Origin of the sequence: Streptomyces sp. GESEQ-4, assembly GCF_017948455.1 — a bacterium.
Taxonomy (GTDB): domain Bacteria; phylum Actinomycetota; class Actinomycetes; order Streptomycetales; family Streptomycetaceae; genus Streptomyces.
This window is the reverse complement of the sequence record NZ_JAFFSU010000037.1, coordinates 1-17,075: the sequence shown is the minus strand read 5'-3', so window position 1 is coordinate 17,075 and position 17,075 is coordinate 1. Positions and strand designations below refer to the sequence as shown.

13 protein-coding genes and 3 tRNA genes are annotated in these 17,075 nt (G+C 71.3%); 8 read left to right on the top strand and 8 right to left on the bottom strand.

Features of this window, described 5'->3' with window-relative positions; genetic code table 11:
- The first annotated feature begins 6 nt into the window (after nucleotides 1-6).
- The 5 genes from KCH48_RS38850 (at nucleotide 7) to KCH48_RS38830 (ending at nucleotide 8,749) form a co-directional block, all read left to right on the top strand.
- A complete protein-coding gene (locus KCH48_RS38850; protein ID WP_210582261.1) occupies nucleotides 7-2,397 on the top strand; it encodes a DNA polymerase III subunit gamma and tau in 2,391 nt (796 codons plus the stop codon).
- A 155-nt stretch (nucleotides 2,398-2,552) separates the two neighbouring features.
- The gene (gene purD / locus KCH48_RS38845; RefSeq protein WP_210582259.1) at nucleotides 2,553-3,803 is read left to right on the top strand and encodes a phosphoribosylamine--glycine ligase; all 1,251 of its coding nucleotides are present in this window, start codon (nucleotides 2,553-2,555) and stop codon (nucleotides 3,801-3,803) included.
- Between the two features lie 354 nt (nucleotides 3,804-4,157).
- Nucleotides 4,158-6,020: a hypothetical protein gene (locus KCH48_RS38840; protein ID WP_210582256.1), complete on the top strand. Its 1,863-nt coding sequence runs from the start codon at nucleotides 4,158-4,160 to the stop codon at nucleotides 6,018-6,020.
- A gap of 258 nt (nucleotides 6,021-6,278) precedes the next feature.
- Entirely contained in the window at nucleotides 6,279-7,778 is a 1,500-nt protein-coding gene (locus tag KCH48_RS38835; RefSeq protein ID WP_210582255.1) for a N,N-dimethylformamidase beta subunit family domain-containing protein, read from the top strand.
- 71 nt (nucleotides 7,779-7,849) lie between these two features.
- Nucleotides 7,850-8,749, top strand: a complete 900-nt coding sequence (locus KCH48_RS38830; protein WP_210582253.1) for a phosphoribosylaminoimidazolesuccinocarboxamide synthase — start codon at nucleotides 7,850-7,852, stop codon at nucleotides 8,747-8,749.
- A gap of 45 nt (nucleotides 8,750-8,794) precedes the next feature.
- Here KCH48_RS38830 and KCH48_RS38825 read toward each other — a convergent pair.
- The 8 genes from KCH48_RS38825 to KCH48_RS38790 form a co-directional block, all read right to left on the bottom strand.
- Nucleotides 8,795-8,867: transfer RNA gene (locus KCH48_RS38825), tRNA-Gly, on the bottom strand.
- A 23-nt stretch (nucleotides 8,868-8,890) separates the two neighbouring features.
- Nucleotides 8,891-9,499 carry a response regulator transcription factor gene (locus KCH48_RS38820; protein WP_210582251.1) on the bottom strand — a complete coding sequence of 203 codons (609 nt, stop codon included), beginning with the start codon at nucleotides 9,497-9,499 and terminating at the stop codon, nucleotides 8,891-8,893.
- Nucleotides 9,496-10,716, bottom strand: coding sequence for a histidine kinase (locus tag KCH48_RS38815; RefSeq protein WP_210582249.1), 1,221 nt, complete (start codon nucleotides 10,714-10,716; stop codon nucleotides 9,496-9,498). Before KCH48_RS38815 ends, KCH48_RS38820 begins: the two co-directional genes overlap by 4 nt.
- Before the next feature lie 17 nt (nucleotides 10,717-10,733).
- Nucleotides 10,734-11,477, bottom strand: coding sequence for an ABC transporter permease (locus KCH48_RS38810; RefSeq protein ID WP_210582343.1), 744 nt, complete (start codon nucleotides 11,475-11,477; stop codon nucleotides 10,734-10,736).
- A gap of 26 nt (nucleotides 11,478-11,503) precedes the next feature.
- Nucleotides 11,504-12,463, bottom strand: a complete 960-nt coding sequence (locus KCH48_RS38805) for an ABC transporter ATP-binding protein (protein WP_210582247.1) — start codon at nucleotides 12,461-12,463, stop codon at nucleotides 11,504-11,506.
- Nucleotides 12,464-12,592: 129 nt separating this feature from the next.
- Nucleotides 12,593-12,665: transfer RNA gene (locus tag KCH48_RS38800), tRNA-Gly, on the bottom strand.
- Between the two features lie 80 nt (nucleotides 12,666-12,745).
- A tRNA-Gly gene (locus tag KCH48_RS38795) sits at nucleotides 12,746-12,817 on the bottom strand.
- Nucleotides 12,818-12,954: 137 nt separating this feature from the next.
- Complete coding sequence (locus KCH48_RS38790) at nucleotides 12,955-13,272, bottom strand: Lsr2 family protein (protein WP_210582341.1); 318 nt, start codon at nucleotides 13,270-13,272, stop codon at nucleotides 12,955-12,957.
- Between the two features lie 279 nt (nucleotides 13,273-13,551).
- On the opposite strand from KCH48_RS38790, the gene purS reads away from it, so the two are divergent.
- From purS to purL, 3 genes are read left to right on the top strand one after another with little or no spacing between them, the layout of a single operon-like run.
- Nucleotides 13,552-13,815, top strand: coding sequence for a phosphoribosylformylglycinamidine synthase subunit PurS (gene purS, locus KCH48_RS38785; RefSeq protein ID WP_210582246.1), 264 nt, complete (start codon nucleotides 13,552-13,554; stop codon nucleotides 13,813-13,815).
- Nucleotides 13,812-14,492, top strand: coding sequence for a phosphoribosylformylglycinamidine synthase subunit PurQ (gene purQ, locus KCH48_RS38780; RefSeq protein ID WP_210582244.1), 681 nt, complete (start codon nucleotides 13,812-13,814; stop codon nucleotides 14,490-14,492). The genes purS and purQ overlap by 4 nt, the downstream gene beginning before the upstream one ends.
- Entirely contained in the window at nucleotides 14,489-16,747 is a 2,259-nt protein-coding gene (gene purL / locus KCH48_RS38775; protein WP_210582242.1) for a phosphoribosylformylglycinamidine synthase subunit PurL, read from the top strand. The genes purQ and purL overlap by 4 nt, the downstream gene beginning before the upstream one ends.
- The last annotated feature ends 328 nt before the right edge of the window (nucleotides 16,748-17,075 follow it).

Sequence of the window (17,075 nt, the reverse complement as noted above, 5' to 3'; positions counted from 1 at the left end):
GTATGTGTGTCGTCTCTTGCGTTGTACCGCCGCTATCGCCCGGAGTCGTTCGCCGAGGTCATCGGGCAGGAGCATGTAACCGACCCGCTGCAGCAGGCGCTGCGGAACAACCGGGTCAATCACGCGTACCTGTTCAGCGGTCCGCGCGGATGCGGCAAGACGACCAGCGCGCGGATTCTGGCGCGGTGCCTGAACTGCGAGCAGGGGCCCACGCCCACCCCGTGCGGTGAGTGCCAGTCCTGCCGGGATCTTGCTCGGAACGGGCCCGGTTCGATCGACGTGATCGAGATCGACGCCGCTTCGCACGGCGGTGTCGATGACGCGCGTGACCTGCGGGAAAAGGCCTTCTTCGGGCCCGCTGGCAGCCGCTACAAGATCTACATCATCGACGAGGCCCACATGGTCACGTCGGCCGGTTTCAACGCGCTGCTGAAGGTCGTCGAGGAGCCGCCGGAGCACCTCAAGTTCATCTTCGCCACCACCGAGCCCGAGAAGGTCATCGGGACGATCCGGTCGCGGACCCATCACTATCCGTTCCGGCTCGTTCCGCCGGGGACGCTGAGGGAGTACCTCGCCGAGGTGTGCGGGCGGGAGAACATCCCGGTCGAGGACGGTGTGCTGCCGCTGGTCGTACGCGCCGGGGCCGGGTCCGTGCGTGACTCCATGTCCGTCATGGACCAGCTGCTCGCCGCGGCCGGTGCCGACGGTGTGACGTATGCCATGGCCATCTCGCTGCTCGGCTACACGGACACCTCGCTGCTCGACTCCGTCGTCGAGGCCTTCGCCACAGGCGACGGCGCCGCCGCCTTCGAGGTCGTCGACCGCATCATCGAGGGCGGCAACGACCCGCGTCGCTTCGTCGCCGATCTGCTGGAGCGGCTGCGGGACCTGGTGATCCTCGCCGCAGTTCCGGACGCGGTGGAGAAGGGGCTCATCGATGCCCCCGCCGACGTGCTCGAGCGGATGCAGGCCCAGGCCGGCACCTTCGGCGCCGCCGAACTCAGCCGCGCCGCCGACCTCGTCAACGACGGCCTGACCGAGATGCGGGGCGCCACCTCCCCCCGACTCCAGCTCGAACTGATCTGCGCGCGCGTGATGCTGCCCGCCGCGTACGGGGACGAGCGCTCGGTCATGGCCCGCCTCGACCGACTCGAGCGCGGCGTGAACTTCTCGGCCGGGGGCGGGGCGCCCACCATGGGCTATGTGCCCGGGCCCGAGGCGCACGGCGGTGCGGGTGCGGGGATGGGGGCCATGAGCGCTTCGGCTCCTTCGGCTCTTCCGGCTGCCGCGGCTCCTCCCGTCCCTCCGGGGGGCGGGGCCGCTGCCGCTCGGGCTGCCGTGCGGGGCTCCGGCTCCGGGCCCGGTGTTTCTGGGGCGGGTTCGGTGGGTGCGACCGATCCGGAGAGTGGTACGACGTCGGCGGCTGGGCCGGTTCCGCCTGCCGCCGCCGGCCCGGGCACCGGACCTTCTGGTGGCGGTCAGCCGCAGCAAGTCCAGCAACAACCACAGCACAGCCAGCAGCCTCAGCAGCCCCAGCCCGGCCAGAGCACACCCAGTCCTGCCCCCGCCGGCTCCACCCCCGGCGCCTGGCCCACCGCCACCCCCGCCGGCGGCGGCCGACGCCCCGGCGGATGGCCGACGACGACCCCGGCGGGCGGTGGCCAGCCCGCACCCGCCGAGACACCTGCATCCGCCCCTGCACCCGCACCCACGCCACCGCCCACCTCACACACCCCCACCCCCGCATCCACCCCGGCACCCGGCGGCCTCGACCCCCGCATGCTCTGGCCCAACATCCTCGAGACCGTCAAGAACCGCCGTCGTTTCACCTGGATCCTGCTCAGCCAGAACGCCCAGGTGGTCGGCTTCGACGGCACCACCCTCCAGCTCGGCTTCGTCAACGCCGGCGCGCGGGACAACTTCGCGAGCAGCGGCAGCGAGGACGTGCTGCGACAGGCGCTGGCCGAGCAGTTCAACGTCCAGTGGAAGATCGAGGCCGTCGTCGACCCGTCGGGCGGCTCGGCACCCCCACAGTCCTCCGGCTCCACCGGTTCCTCCGGTTCCTCCGGCTTCAACGGCGGCGGTGGCTACGGGGGTGGAGGCAGCGCCGGTGGCAGTGGCCAGGGCGGCAGCGGAGTTACGACGCCCCCGCGCCCGGCGTCCCCCCAGCCCCCGCCCACCTCCCCCGCCGCCACCCCGGCTCCCGCCGCCCCCGCACCACGGTCCTCGTCCTCACCCTCGCCCGCGTCGTCCACTCCGGAGCCACCCCCCGTCTCCCCCGAGGACGACACCCCGGAGGACGACGACCCGGACCTCGACGAGTCGGCCCTCTCCGGCCACGAGCTCATCGTGAAGGAGCTGGGGGCGACGGTGGTGGAGGAGTTCACCAACGAGTAGGGACTGGGGTAGGGACCGGGTCGGGGCCGTCTCCCGGAGACCGACGGTCAGGACGGGCACGCACCGGTACCTCGGAGGATCCTCCAAGCGAACAGCCCCCCGCCCCTCAGCAACCCGCACAATTCACGCAGCCCCCCGCCGGTTAGGCTGACCCCGTGAAGGTCCTCGTCATCGGAAACGGCGCCCGCGAACACGCCCTGTGCCGTTCCCTGTCCCTCGATCCCGACGTCACCGCGCTGCACTGCGCCCCCGGCAACGCCGGTATCGCCGAGGTCGCCGAGCTGCACCAGGTGGACGCCCTGGACGGCACGGCCGTATCCGCGCTGGCCACCGAACTCGGCGCCGACCTGGTCGTCGTAGGCCCGGAGGCGCCGCTTGTCGCGGGGGTCGCCGATGCTGTGCGTGAGGCGGGGGTTCCGGTCTTCGGCCCGTCCAAGGAGGCCGCGCAGCTGGAGGGTTCCAAGGCCTTCGCGAAGGAGGTCATGGCGAGGGCTGAAGTGCCTACGGCCAGGTCGTACGTGTGCACCACGCCCGCGGAGGTCGACGAGGCGCTTGACGCCTTCGGCGCACCGTACGTCGTGAAGGACGACGGGCTCGCGGCAGGCAAGGGCGTCGTCGTCACCGGCGACATCGAGGTGGCCGCGGCGCACGCCAACGCGTGTGAGCGTGTCGTCATCGAGGAGTACCTGGACGGCCCCGAGGTCTCCCTCTTCGCGGTCACCGACGGCGTGACGGTCGTCCCGCTGCAGCCCGCCCAGGACTTCAAGCGCGCACTGGACGGCGACGAGGGCCCGAACACCGGCGGCATGGGCGCGTACTCCCCGCTGCCCTGGGCCGACCCGAAGCTGGTCGACGAGGTCATGCAGACCGTGCTCCAGCCCACCGTCGACGAGATGCGGCGGCGCGGGACCCCCTTCTCCGGCCTGCTGTACGCCGGTCTCGCGATCACCGGCCGGGGCGTACGGGTCATCGAGTTCAACGCCCGCTTCGGCGACCCCGAGACCCAGGTCGTCCTCGCCCGCCTCAAGACCCCGCTGGCCGGGGTCCTGCTGGCCGCGGCGAACGGCACCCTCGACGTCCTCGAGCCCCTGCGCTGGAGCGACGACGCCGCGGTCACCGTGGTCGTCGCCTCGCACAACTACCCCGCGACCCCGCGCACCGGCGACCCGATCACCGGCCTCGACGAGGTGGCCGCCCAGGACGCCCCGCACGCGTACGTCCTGCACGCCGGGACGAAGCGCGCCGGCGACGCGATCGTCAGCGCGGGCGGCCGCGTCCTCTCCGTCACGGCCACCGGCAAGAACCTCACGGAGGCCCGCGACCGCGCCTACCAGGCCGTCTCCCGCATCCACCTCGACGGCTCCCAGCACCGCACGGACATCGCGGCGAAGGTGGCGGGCGCGTAAGCCACCAGTGACGGCCGGGCACCCAAAACCCGTTCACCGACCAACCCCTCAGGCCTCGAATCCGTCTATGGATTCGGGGCCTGATCCTCGCTGTCCGTCATCCACCTTTCCCCAAAGCCATTCCATCGAGTGACCGGTGCCCCATACCGCTGACGAGGGCCGGGGCCCCAACTAGGGTGCGGCGCAAGCGTTCCGGCACTTGGCCCACCGGCATTGCGATGTCAGTGGTGGGTGCCACAGTGGGGGAGTGAGCAACGCCAGGGCAGTGGGCGGCGACCACGGTGACGGGCACCGTCACGGCGGGCGCCGCACTTGCCGCCGTTCGGGACAGCAGGGAGGGGGTGACGACCGATCATGACCGGTATGGGTGGGGAGGCGGGCACACAGTCCGCGCGCTCCAGGGCTCTCGCCGTGCTGCACATCCGCAGCCGGGCGCTGGCCGTCGCACTGCTGCCCGCGGCACTCGCCGTGGTGTTGCTGGCCGGCGCGTCCACCGGCCATCTCGTGGGCGCGGGCTGGCACACCACGCGCTGGGTCGTGACACCGCTCGCCGTGCTCGTGCTGCTCGCGGCCGGCGGCATCGCGCTGGTCGTCGCCCGCTCCCGCCCCGCGGTGAGCCCGACGGTCCCGATCGGCGAGGAGTCGGCGCCGGATCTGTATCGCATGGTGCGCGACCTCGCCGACCGCCTCGACGTCCCGGCCCCCTCCGCCATAGCGCTCACACCGGACTGCGACAGTTGGCTGGAGGACCGTGCGCATCTGTCCCACGGCCCGCCCCCGCCGGAGGACGGCGACGAGATAGCGGGCCTGAGCAGACACGCCCACCGGCGCAGCGCCACAGCGCCCGTCCTCGTGATCGGCTCCCCGTTCCTGTGGTGGATGCGCGTCGGCGAGCTGCGCGCGGTCCTCGCCCCGGTCGTCGCCGGTACGGGACCGTCGGCGCACCCCGACATAGCGGCGGCCCGCCGTTTCGTACGGGGTCTGGACGCGGCGGTGGCCGTCACCTCGGCGCCCCATCGCGGGCCCGTGGCGCGCACGGTGCTCGCGGGGGTCGGCTGGGTGGCGCGGGTGCTGCTGCGGAGCTGCCGGGGCCATGCGGCCGAGATGGAGCGGGGCGTGGCCGCCGCGGCTGCCGAGCGTGCACAGGCTGTGGATTACGGACTGCGGATCGTGGCGCAGGAGCAGGTGGGGCTGGCGTACGCGGGCTGGGACCGGCTGCTGACCCGGGTCGCGCTGCCCGCGTGGCGGATGGGGCGCTGGCCGTCCCGGCTGGACGCGGGCGTCGTGGCCGCGCTGACCGAGCTGTCCCGCCGCGACCGGCTGGCCGAGGGCTTCGCCTCGCGGCTGGGCGAGCGCCCCGCCTGTGACCTGCTCGAAGAGCCCGGCGCGGTGGACGAGGCCGCCTCACTCCTCGCCGCCCGCCTCTTCCACGGCGGCCCCGCCGAGCCCGGCCCGGACTGGTCCCCGGTGGACTGGCAGGAGTACCCGGAGGAGGTCGTCGACCGCAAATGGCGCACCGACGCGGCCCGCCTCCACCGAGTCCTCGACGCCCTCGGCGTCCGCCGCACCCCCGGCCACACCTCCCCGGAACCCCACGGCCCCACCCTGGCCCGAGTCCTCGACCACCTGTCGACCACCCCGACGACCGAGGCCGACGCCGGCCCTGACACCGGCCCCGACCCCGGTAGCGGCCCTGACACCGGCTCCCGCCCCGGCACCGACGTCACCCCCGGCCCCGCCCTCAGCCGCAGCCCTCACCCCCGCCCCGGCATAGACACCGACACCGACGCCGACACCCCCGCGGACAACGACCGCACCTCCGCCCTAGCCGCAGGCCTCACCGCAGAACTGGCCCGAGAGGAAGCCGCGACCCCCGCCGACCGAAAGGCGTCCTCGGCCGCCGCCGGCCAGGGTCCGGACACCGCCCTCTGGGACGACGGCACGCTCCCGCTCTTCCCGCTGCAACCGCCCCGCACCGCCCGCGAACTGCTCGCCGACCACGTCACGGCGATGGTGTGCTGCGCCGCGATGGACACCGCGGGGGCGACTCCCGGCCTCGACTGGCTCGACGGCCCGTCCCTCATCGTCAACGGAGAGCGGGCCGCCGATCTGACCCCCAGAGTCCTCAGCCTGATCGAGGACGGCGACCCGGCCCCGCTGCGTGCCTGGCTGGTGGAGTCGGGCATACGCCCGGAAAAGCCGGTCCGCCTCGTCTGACAGGCCTCCGGACCCCACCCCACCCACCGCACCGCACCGCACCCAAACCGAAATCCCGGCCGGAAGATCGGATTCCACTTTCGGCCAATTCGCAACGAATAGTGACAGCCTGCGTGCGTTATGTGATGTGCTGGGACCGATCGCGCACATGGCAAGGGCTCGCGACATAAGACAGGCACACAAGGCGCGCACACGAGGCACGCACAGGAAGTACGAACAGGACGCACGAACACGGGGGCCCAAGGGAGGGGAGCGATCATGGCGTCGCAGCAGATTCGCCGCTGGGAGTCGGGCGCGCTGGCGCACGCCGTGACGGACCCCTTCGGCCAGGGCCCCGTCCCCTGGCTGCGCGGCAGCGAGACCTACTTCGACGACACCGGCCAGGTCGTCCCCTGGTATGTGGACCCCAGCCCCGCGCAGTCGACCGGCGAGAACCCCCGCGTCCCAGCCCCCCGCTCGGCCACCGGCGGCGGCCCGCGCGCCGCCGACGACGTCAAGCGCCAGATCAAGGGCTTCGCCTCCACCGGCGCGGCCGCCCCCGGCGAGGCCATCGACTTCCACATCACCGTCGACCCGCCCCAGGAATTCGGCGTCGACGTCTACCGCATCGGCCACTACGGCGGCGACGGCGCAGCCAAGATCACCACCAGCCCCCGCCTGTCCGGCATCGTCCAGCCACCCCCGCTCACCGCCGACCGGACCGTCTCCTGTCACCACTGGTGGCTGTCGTGGCGGCTGCAGATCCCCTCCTACTGGAGCATCGGCGCCTACGTCGCCGTCCTCACCACCGCCGACGGCTACCGCTCCCACGTGCCCTTCACCGTCCGCGACAACCACCCCGCGGACCTGCTGCTCCTCCTGCCCGACATCACCTGGCAGGCCTACAACCTCTACCCGGAGGACGGCCGCACCGGCGCCAGCCTCTACCACGCCTGGGACGAGCAGGGCCGCCTGCTGGGCGAGGCCGACGCCGCGACCACGGTCTCCTTCGACCGCCCGTACGCCGGCGCGGGCCTCCCCCTCCACGTCGGCCACGCCTACGACTTCATCCGCTGGGCCGAGCGCTACGGCTACGACCTCGCCTACGCCAACGCCGGCGACCTGCACGCCGGCCTGGTCGACCCCGCCCGCTACCGGGGCCTGGTCTTCCCCGGCCACGACGAGTACTGGTCGCCGGCCATGCGCCGCACCACGGAACTCGCCCGCGAGCACGGCACCTCCCTGGTCTTCCTCTCCGCCAACACCATGTACTGGCAAGTGGAGTTGGGCCCGTCCCCGTCCGGCGTCCCCGACCGCCTGCTCACCTGCCGGAAACGGAAAGGACCGGGCAGGCCGGTCCTCTGGCGCGAGATCGACCGCCCCGAGCAGCAACTCGTCGGCATCCAGTACGCGGGCCGCGTCCCCGAGCCGCACCCCCTGATCGTCCGCAACGCCGAGCACTGGCTGTGGGAGGCGACCGGCGCGCACGAGGGCGACGAGATCGACGGCCTGGTCGCGGGCGAGGCCGACCGCTACTTCCCGCGCACCCCGCTCCCCGAGCACGAGAACCGCATCCTGCTCGCCCACTCCCCGTACAGCGACAGCGACGGCGCCTTACGCCACCAGGAGACCTCCCTGTACCGCGCCCCCTCGGGCTCCCTGGTCTTCGCGTCCGGAACGTTCGCCTGGTCCCCGGCTCTCGACCGCCCCGGCCACGTGGACCCCCGTATCCAGCGGGCCACGGCCAACCTCCTGGACCGCATCTGCAAACGTGATTGAACCCCCTTGTCCAAGGTCACTCCCGCATACGGGAGAATCAGCTCACTTGGACATCACCACGGGGAGGAACCGTGTCCGGATTCGTTGAAAAGCCCGAGCCCCTCCAGGTTCCGGGTCTGGTGCATCTGCACACCGGCAAGGTGCGCGACCTGTACCAGAACGACGCGGGCGACCTCGTGATGGTCGCCAGCGACCGCATCTCCGCTTACGACTGGGTGCTGCCGACAGAGATCCCCGACAAGGGCCGTGTCCTCACCCAGCTCTCCCTGTGGTGGTTCGACCAGGTCGCCGACCTGATCCCCAACCACGTCCTGAGCACCGACCTGCCCGCCGGCGCCCCCGCCGCATGGGAAGGCCGCACCCTCGTCTGCAAGGCCCTCCAGATGATCCCCGTCGAGAGCGTGGCCCGCGGCTACCTCACCGGCTCGGGCCTCGCCGAGTACAACGAGTCCCGCACCGTCTGCGGCCTCGCCCTCCCCGAGGGGCTGAGCGACGGCTCGGAGCTCCCCGCCCCGATCTTCACCCCGGCCACCAAGGCGGCCGTCGGCGAGCACGACGAGAACGTGTCGTACGAGGAGGTCGCCCGCCAGGTCGGCGCCGACACCGCCGCCCGGCTGCGCCAGGCCACCCTCGCCGTCTACGCCCGCGGCCGCGCCATCGCCCGTGACCGCGGGATCATCCTGGCGGACACCAAGTTCGAGTTCGGCTTCGACAACGGCGACCTGGTCCTCGCCGACGAGGTCCTCACCCCGGACTCCTCCCGCTTCTGGCCCGCCGACCAGTGGCAGCCGGGGCGCCCGCAGCCGTCGTACGACAAGCAGTTCGTGCGTGACTGGCTGACCTCGCCGGAGTCCGGCTGGGACCGGGGGAGCGAGCAGCCGCCGCCCGCGCTGCCGCAGCACGTGGTGGACGCCACCCGCGCCAAGTACGTGGAGGCCTACGAGCGGCTGACGGGCACGAGCTGGGCGTGAACGCGGAAGACCCCGGTCGGAGGAACCGACCGGGGTCTCACACAGAGCGGACGACGAGGCTCGAACTCGCGACCTCAACCTTGGCAAGGTTGCGCTCTACCAACTGAGCTACGTCCGCACTGCGCCGTGGCGCGAGAGCAACTATACCCAACCTCGCTCACGTGCGAGCCGTACCGCCGCATGCCGGTTCTCCGCCCCGAGCTTGGAGACGGCCGACGACAGATAGTTCCGAACAGTCCCCTGCGACAGCGCCGCCCGCTCCGCGATCTCCGATACGGGCGCCCCGTCGGCGGCGAGTTCCAGCACCTCGGCCTCGCGCGCGGTCAGCGGCGAGTCCCCGGCGGAGATCGCGTCGGCGGCCAACTCCGGGTCGACGTAACGGTTCCCGGCGTGCACCGTGCGGATGACCTCCGCGAGCCGCCGCGCGCTCACCGTCTTCGGGACGAACCCGCGCACACCGGCCGCGAGCGCCCGCTTCAGATGCCCCGGCCGGCCATGACTGGTCACGATCAGCACCTGGCACTGAGGCAGTTCGGTCCGTAGCGATGTGGCGACCTTCACACCGTCGGCGCCAGGCATCTGAAGATCGAGCACGGCGACGTCCGGCGCATGCGCCCGGGCCATCGCCAGCGCCTCCGGTCCGGTGGCCGCCTCGGCGACGATCAGGAGGTCGTCCTCCAGCGCGAGCAGCGCGGCGAGCGCACCCCGGATGAGGTGCTCGTCGTCAGCGAGCAACAGCCGGACGGTCATGATGCGACCCCACTGACCACGGCCGCAGTCACCGGCACCTCGGCCACCAGCCGGAACACGCCCTCCCGCACCGGTCCTGCCTCCAGCGTCCCGTCCACCGCCGCCAGCCGCTCCCGCAGCCCCGCCAGCCCTGAACCCCCGGAGCCGGACGCCGTACGGGCCCCGTCGTTCTCCACGGTCAGTACCACCCGCCCCTCCCTCCTCCGCACGGACACCTCACAGCGCCGTGCGTCCCCGTGCCGCAGCACATTCGTCGTCGCCTCACGCACCACCCACCCGAGCGCCGACTGCACGGCGACCGGCAGCCCTTCGATCGAGCCGGACACCTCGCAGTCGATCCCGGCTGCGGTCAACACCCCCCGCGCACCGGCGAGTTCGACGGACAGGTCGGACTCCCGATACCCCCGTACGACATCCCGCACCTCCCGCTGCGACTCATGCGCGATCCTCTGCACCTCGATCATCTGTTCCACGGCCTCAGGCCGCCCTCGTCGCGCCAACTGCACCGCCAGCTCGCTCTTCAACGCGATCACCGCGAGATTCCGCCCCATCACGTCATGCAGATCCCGCCCGAAGCGGAGCCGCTCCTCGGCGACGGCGAGCCGGGCGCGGGTCTCCCGGGCATCGCCGAGTGCGTAGACGGCGTTGAGCAGCCAGACGGAGAAGACGGACGCGAAGGACATGAAGCCGGACCCGGCCAGTACCGCGACAGCCGTGGCCAGCACGGCGTCTCCGGGGGCACCCAGCAGGAGCGGCACAAGAGCGGCGCCCGCGGTGAAACCCGCCACCAGCATCAGCACACGGCGGCGGCGGATGCCGAGCGCGATGATGCCGACACCGGAGATCACCACCGTGCCGAAGATGCTGCCGGCCGCGGTGTCGGCGTCGGAGTCGCCCGGACTGCGATCGGCGAGGAGCAGCGCGCCGACCGCGATCAGTGCCGTGACCACCCCCAGCGCCCACAGCAGCCGCAGGGGCTGCGGGCGGCGTCCGCGCGTCCAGTCGAGCGCCCGGGCGACGGTGACCGTGCCGAGCAGGGCGTGCGCGCACACCGCCGCGAACAGCCACCCCGCGAGCTGGAGCCCCGCGTTGCCGAAGACGGCCAGCCCGACGGTCGCGACCTCGACCGCCGGGAGGCTGTGGTAGGACCACCGCGTATACGTCTCCACCTTCGCCGGCGTGCTCTTCCCCCGCCACCAGCCCTCCGGCCCCCGCATACCCACGCTCCCGTCCGTCAGTGCCGCGGCTCCCACCGGAACCACCGCCGTACAGCAAACACCGCGACCAGGGTCCAGGCCAGCGCGAGCGTCATGGAGCCGAGCGCCTCGCTCGCCGAGAGGTCCCCGCTCCAGCCGCCCTGCACCAGCTTCATCACCGGCGACAGCGGCAGCAGCTCCAGGACGGAGGCCAGCCGGTCGGGCAGAATCTCCAGCGGGATGGCGATACCGGAGCCGAGCATCGAGATGAACAGCAGGGGCAGCGTGGTGACCTGCGCGCTCTCCACGGTCCGCGAGTAGCTGGCGGTGACGGCCGCGAGCGCCACACACATCACCACGCCCAACAGCACGCCCAGGACGGCGAGATACACGGCCTTGGGCGCCGGGATGTCGAGCAGAACCGTGCAGCCGACCGCCAGCAGCAGGCACTGCGCCAGCCCGATCACCGCGGCCGGCGTCGCGGCACCCGCCAGGATCTCCGTGTCCCGCAGCTCCCCCGTGCGCAGCCGCTTGAGGACGAGTTCCTCACGCCGCGCGGTGAAGACGCCGACCAGCGCCGAGTACACGGCGAACAGCAGCGAGAAACCGATCGCGGCGTTCAGCATCACCAGCCCGACGGTGAGCCCGACGTCCTCGAGCTCCGACTCCGGAAACGCCGACCGCACACTGATCGGGATCACCAGCGGTACGAACAGCGCCGAGACGAGCGTGGCCTTGCTGCGCCCCAGCAGCGTCAGCTCGGCGCGGGCGAGGGCGGTCATGCGCCCCGCGGGAGTGGTCACGGTACTCACACGTACTCCTTCTCGGCGGCGGGTGCGTCGTGCGCCTTCCGGGCGATCCCCAGAAACGCCTCTTCCAGCGAGGCCGGGCGTACATCGAGGCGGTGCAGCTCGACCCCGGCCCGCGCGGCCCACATCAGCACCCCGGTGGCGGTCCGCTGCAGCTCCTGGGTCCGCAGCCGTACGACGCGTCCGTCCACCTCGTGTCCGCTCACCCCCAGCTCACCGAGCGGCGGCAGATCCCCGACGAAGTACCCCAGGGGCAGCTCGAAGGAGATCCGGGACGGCTGGGACGCCGTCACCTCCTCGGGCGTGCCGGCCGCCGCGATCCACCCCTCGTGCATGATCGCCAGCCCGTCGGCGAGCTGCTCGGCCTCCTCCAGATAGTGAGTGGTCAGCAGGACGGTCGTACCGCCCTCGCGCAGCGACCGCACCAACTCCCAGGTGTCCCGGCGCCCTTCGGCATCCATCCCGGTCGTCGGCTCGTCCAGGAACAGCACCTCCGGGTTGCCGAGCAGCGCAAGCGCGAGATCCAGGCGCCGCCGCTCACCACCGGACAGCTGCTTCACCCGTACGCCGGTCCGCCGCGACAGCCCGACCAGTCCCAGCGCCTCGTCCACCGGCCGCGCCCCGCTCGTGCAGGCCGCCCACATCCGCGCGGTCTCGGCGACGGTCAGCTCGGACGGAAACCCGCCCTCCTGCAGCATCACCCCGGTGCGCGGTCGTACGACGGCCCGATCGGCGTACGGGTCGTGGCCCAGCACCCGCACCCGGCCCCCGGCGGGGGCGGCGAGGCCCTCCAGCAGTTCGACGGTCGACGTCTTGCCGGCTCCGTTGGTGCCGAGGAGTGCGAAGAGTTCGCCGCGGGCCACGGAGAAGGTGACACCGCGCACGGCCTCGAACCCGCCCCCGTACACCCGTCGCAGGTCGGTGACCTCGATCACGTGCTCGTGTTCGTTTGAGTCCATGCCTTCAGCGTCCCGTCGGACCGGGCCCGGAAGCAGTGCACGCTGTCATCACTCGACATGACAAATGTCAGGCGAACGCCCGAGGATGCGAAAAAACCCCGGTCGGATCGACCGGGGTCTTCGAAAGAGAGCGGACGACGAGGCTCGAACTCGCGACCTCAACCTTGGCAAGGTTGCGCTCTACCAACTGAGCTACGTCCGCATTGCATCCGACCGGCTCTCACCGATCGGCGCGAGCACCAGCCTACCTGATCCACAACAGTGGTCCGGACGGCGGTGCGGAGCGGGTGACAGGAATTGCACACTGCGCCTTCCCCCTGGAAGGGGGATGTTCTACTACTGAACTACACCCGCGTGTACTCCGTGAGCTGGACCTTTTCGGCCCTGCCCGGCGGCGTGCTCCAGACTCTAACTGATCTGGAGGGGTGCAGCGCAAGTCGGTTGCCCTCAGGGCCCGCTGGCGCATCCTGAGGACAACGGCGGTCGGCACCTCACTGGGCGGCGGCGAACGCCTCGTAGACCTTCTTGGGGATCCGGCCGCGCGCCGGCACCTCCATCTTGTGGGCCTGGGCCCAGGCCCGGACCGCTGCCGGGTCGGGGGCGACCTCGGTCTGCCGGTACGCCTTGCCGGACCGCGACCGCTTCCGGCCGGCCTCCACGTACGGCGCGAGCGCCTTACGCAGTTTCTTGGCATTGGCTTGATTCAGGTCGATCTCGTACGACTTGCCGTCGAGTCCGAAAGCGATCGTCTCCGCCGCTTCTGAACCGTCGATGTCGTCAAAGAGGGTGACCACGACCTTCTGCGCCACGAATATCGGTCCCTTCATGCGGCACTTTGCCAATTCATTTGTACAGTGCCCGGCAATGCATTGTGAAGACCGACTAAATCTGTCCGCGTGTCCGAGCGCAATGGGTATCCGGGTGTCGATCGGGGATCTTTCCCGGAAATTTTCGTGAAGGCGGCTTCCGATGCCGGATCGTGACAGCGATCACGTAGGAACCTACAAGTCGACGCGCGTAGAAATTTCGTGCGGGTAGTCTGAAGCCACTGTAGGAACCTGCTCAGCACCACAACACCGGGAGTGCCAGTGGCACGCGTCGTAGTCGACGTCATGCTCAAGCCGGAGATCCTCGACCCCCAGGGCCAGGCGGTGCAGCGCGCACTGCCGCGGCTGGGTTTCGAAGGCATCTCGGACGTACGTCAGGGAAAGCGATTCGAACTGGAAGTTGACGGGCCGGTCGACGAGGCCACGCTCGCCCGCATCCACGAACTCGCGGAATCCTTCCTCGCCAACACCGTGATCGAGAACTTCACCGTCCGGATCGAGGAAGTCGCGGAGGCCGTGAAGTGACCGCTCGTATTGGCGTCGTCACTTTCCCGGGCAGCCTCGACGACCGGGACACCCAGCGCGCGATCCGCCTCGCGGGCGCCGAACCGGTCGCCCTCTGGCACAAGGACAAGGACCTCCACCAGGTCGACGCCGTGGTGCTGTGCGGTGGTTTCTCCTACGGCGACTATCTGCGCGCCGGTGCCATCGCGCGCTTCTCGCCGGTGATGGAGCCCCTCATCGAGCAGGCGAAGGCGGGCCTCCCGGTCCTCGGCATCTGCAACGGCTTCCAGATCCTCACCGAGGCCCACCTCCTCCCGGGCGGGATGCTCGGCAACGACCACCTCCACTTCATCTGCCGCGACCAGAAACTGCGGGTGGAGAACGCGAACACCGCCTGGACCACCGACTACTCGGCCGACCAGGAGATCCACATCCCGCTGAAGAACATGGACGGCCGGTACGTCGCCGACGAGTACACCCTCGACAAGCTGGAGGCCGAGGGCCGGGTCGCTTTCCGCTACCTGGACTTCAACCCGAACGGCAGCCTCCGCGACATCGCCGGCATCACCAACGAGGCCGGCAACGTCGTAGGCCTGATGCCGCACCCCGAGCACGCGGTAGAACCCCTCATCGGCACGGGCCGCACCGACGGCCTCCCCTTCTTCACCTCGATCCTCAAGAAGCTGGTCAACGCATGAGCCGGACGCCTCTGGACACGGTCGAGCACGCGGCCGCGACCCCCGACGTCGAGCTGCCCTGGGCCGAACTCGGCCTGAAGAAGGACGAGTACGAGAGGGTCGTGGAGATCCTCGGCCGTCGGCCCACCGGTGCCGAGCTGGCCATGTACTCCGTCATGTGGTCCGAGCACTGCTCGTACAAGTCCTCCAAGGTCCATCTGCGCCAGTTCGGCGAGAAGGCCCCCGAGTCCGACGCGATGCTCGTCGGCATCGGCGAGAACGCGGGCGTGGTGGACGTCGGCCAGGGCTACGCGGTCACCTTCAAGGTCGAGTCGCACAACCACCCCTCCTACGTCGAGCCCTACCAGGGCGCGGCCACGGGCGTCGGCGGCATCGTGCGCGACATCATCGCGATGGGCGCCAGGCCGGTAGCCGTCGTGGACCCCCTCCGCTTCGGTGCGGCCGATCACCCCGACACCAAGCGCGTACTGCCCGGTGTCGTCGCCGGCATCGGCGGCTACGGCAACTGCCTGGGCCTGCCGAACATCGGCGGCGAGGTCGTCTTCGACGCCTGCTACCAGGGCAACCCGCTGGTCAACGCCGGTGCCATCGGTGTGATGCGGCACGAGGACATCCACCTCGCGAAGGCGTCCGGCGCGGGCAACAAGGTCATCCTGTACGGCGCCCGCACGGGCGGCGACGGCATCGGCGGCGCGTCCATCCTCGCCTCGGAGACCTTCGACGACGCAAAGCCCTCCAAGCGCCCCGCCGTCCAGGTCGGCGACCCCTTCCAGGAGAAGCTCCTCATCGAGTGCACCTTGGAAGCCTTCGCCGAGAAGCTGGTCGTCGGCATCCAGGACCTCGGCGCGGCGGGCCTGTCCTGCGCCACGTCCGAGCTGGCGTCGAACGGCTCGGGCGGCATGCGCGTCACCCTGGACGACGTACCCCTGCGCGACTCGACCCTCTCGCCCGAGGAGATCCTCATGAGCGAGTCGCAGGAACGCATGTGCGCGGTCGTCGAGCCGGGGAAGGTCGCCCGTTTCCTGGAGATCTGCGACAAGTGGGACGTCATCGCGACCGTCATCGGTGAGGTGACGGACGGCGACCGTCTGGAGATCTACTGGCACGGCGGCAAGATCGTCGACGTCGACCCGCGCACGGTCGCGCACGAGGGCCCGGTCTACGAGCGCCCGTACGCCCGCCCGTCCTGGCAGGACGCCCTCCAGGCGGACGATGCCAACAAGCTTGCGCGACCGGCCACTTCGGAGGAGCTGAAAGACCAGGTCCTGAAGCTGGTCGCCTCCCCCAACCAGGCCTCCAAGTCCTGGATCACCTCCCAGTACGACCACTTCGTGCAGGGCAACACGGTGCTGGCGCAGCCCGAGGACTCCGGGATGATCCGCATCGACGAGGCGAGTGGCCTCGGCGTAGCGATCGCCACGGACGGCAACGGCCGGTACGCGAAGCTGGACCCGTACCACGGTGCCCAGCTGGCGCTGGCGGAGGCGTACCGCAATGTCGCCACCACCGGCGCCAAACCGCTCGCCGTCTCTGACTGCCTGAACTTCGGCTCGCCCGAGGACCCGGCGGTGATGTGGCAGTTCGCAGAGGCGGTACGGGGTCTCGCGGACGCCTGCCAGCAGCTCGGCACCCCGGTGACGGGCGGCAACGTCTCCCTCTACAACCAGACGGGCGAGGTGGCCATCCACCCCACCCCGGTCGTGGCGGTCCTCGGCGTGATCGACGACGTCGCGCGCCGCACGCCGGTCGCCTTCCAGGAGGAGGGGCAGCTGCTCTACCTCCTCGGCGACACGCGTGAGGAGTTCGGCGGCTCGGCCTGGTCGCAGGTCGTCCACGACCACCTGGGCGGCCTCCCGCCCCAGGTCGACCTGGAGCGGGAGCGCCTCCTGGCCGAGATCCTGATCTCCGCCTCCCGCGACGGCATGATCGACTCCGCGCACGACCTGTCCGACGGCGGCCTCATCCAGGCCGTGGTCGAGTCCGCGCTGCTCGGCGGCAAGGGCGCGCGACTCATCGTCCCCGACGGGCTCGACGCCTTCACCTTCCTCCTCTCCGAGTCGGCGGGCCGCGCCCTCGTCGCCGTCCCGCGCTCCGAGGAGGTCCGCTTCAACGACATGTGCGGCGCACGGGGCCTCCCGGTCACGCGGATCGGCGTCGTGGACGGCGACACCGTGGAGCTCCAGGGCGAGTTCACCCTCAGCCTCGCCGAGCTGCGCGAGGCGCACGAGAACACCATCCCGGCCCTGCTCAAGTAGGCACCGGCTCCGAAGCCCCCGCCCACCGGGCGGGGGCTTCGCCATACGCACGCGCACCCCCACGGCCCCGCAGCCGCGCACGGCGGGAAGGGGACGTGCCGGGGGGTGTCCGCCCGCAGCGGCCGGCGTCAAGACACGCCCCCTCCTGGCCAACGGCACCCGCCGGACCGAGGACGGACACCCCCCCGCACGGCCCCGCCCCACACCCCACCGCCCGCCCCCACCCCCCCCCCCCCCCCCCCCCCCCCGCCCCCCCCCCGCCCCCCCCCCCCCCCCCCCCCCGGCCCCCCCCCGCCCCCCCCCCCCCCCCCCCCCCGGCCCCCCCCCC

Bases quoted from the DNA above. Each gene is read 5' to 3' on its own strand.
- KCH48_RS38840 (WP_210582256.1), top strand. From the start codon at position 4,158: ATGACCGGTATGGGTGGGGAGGCGGGCACACAGTCCGCGCGCTCCAGG.
- KCH48_RS38835 (WP_210582255.1), top strand. From the start codon at position 6,279: ATGGCGTCGCAGCAGATTCGCCGCTGGGAGTCGGGCGCGCTGGCGCAC.
- KCH48_RS38820 (WP_210582251.1), bottom strand. From the start codon at position 9,499: ATGACCGTCCGGCTGTTGCTCGCTGACGACGAGCACCTCATCCGGGGT.
- KCH48_RS38815 (WP_210582249.1), bottom strand. From the start codon at position 10,716: ATGCGGGGGCCGGAGGGCTGGTGGCGGGGGAAGAGCACGCCGGCGAAG.
- KCH48_RS38810 (WP_210582343.1), bottom strand. From the start codon at position 11,477: ATGACCGCCCTCGCCCGCGCCGAGCTGACGCTGCTGGGGCGCAGCAAG.
- KCH48_RS38805 (WP_210582247.1), bottom strand. From the start codon at position 12,463: ATGGACTCAAACGAACACGAGCACGTGATCGAGGTCACCGACCTGCGA.
- purL (WP_210582242.1), top strand. From the start codon at position 14,489: ATGAGCCGGACGCCTCTGGACACGGTCGAGCACGCGGCCGCGACCCCC.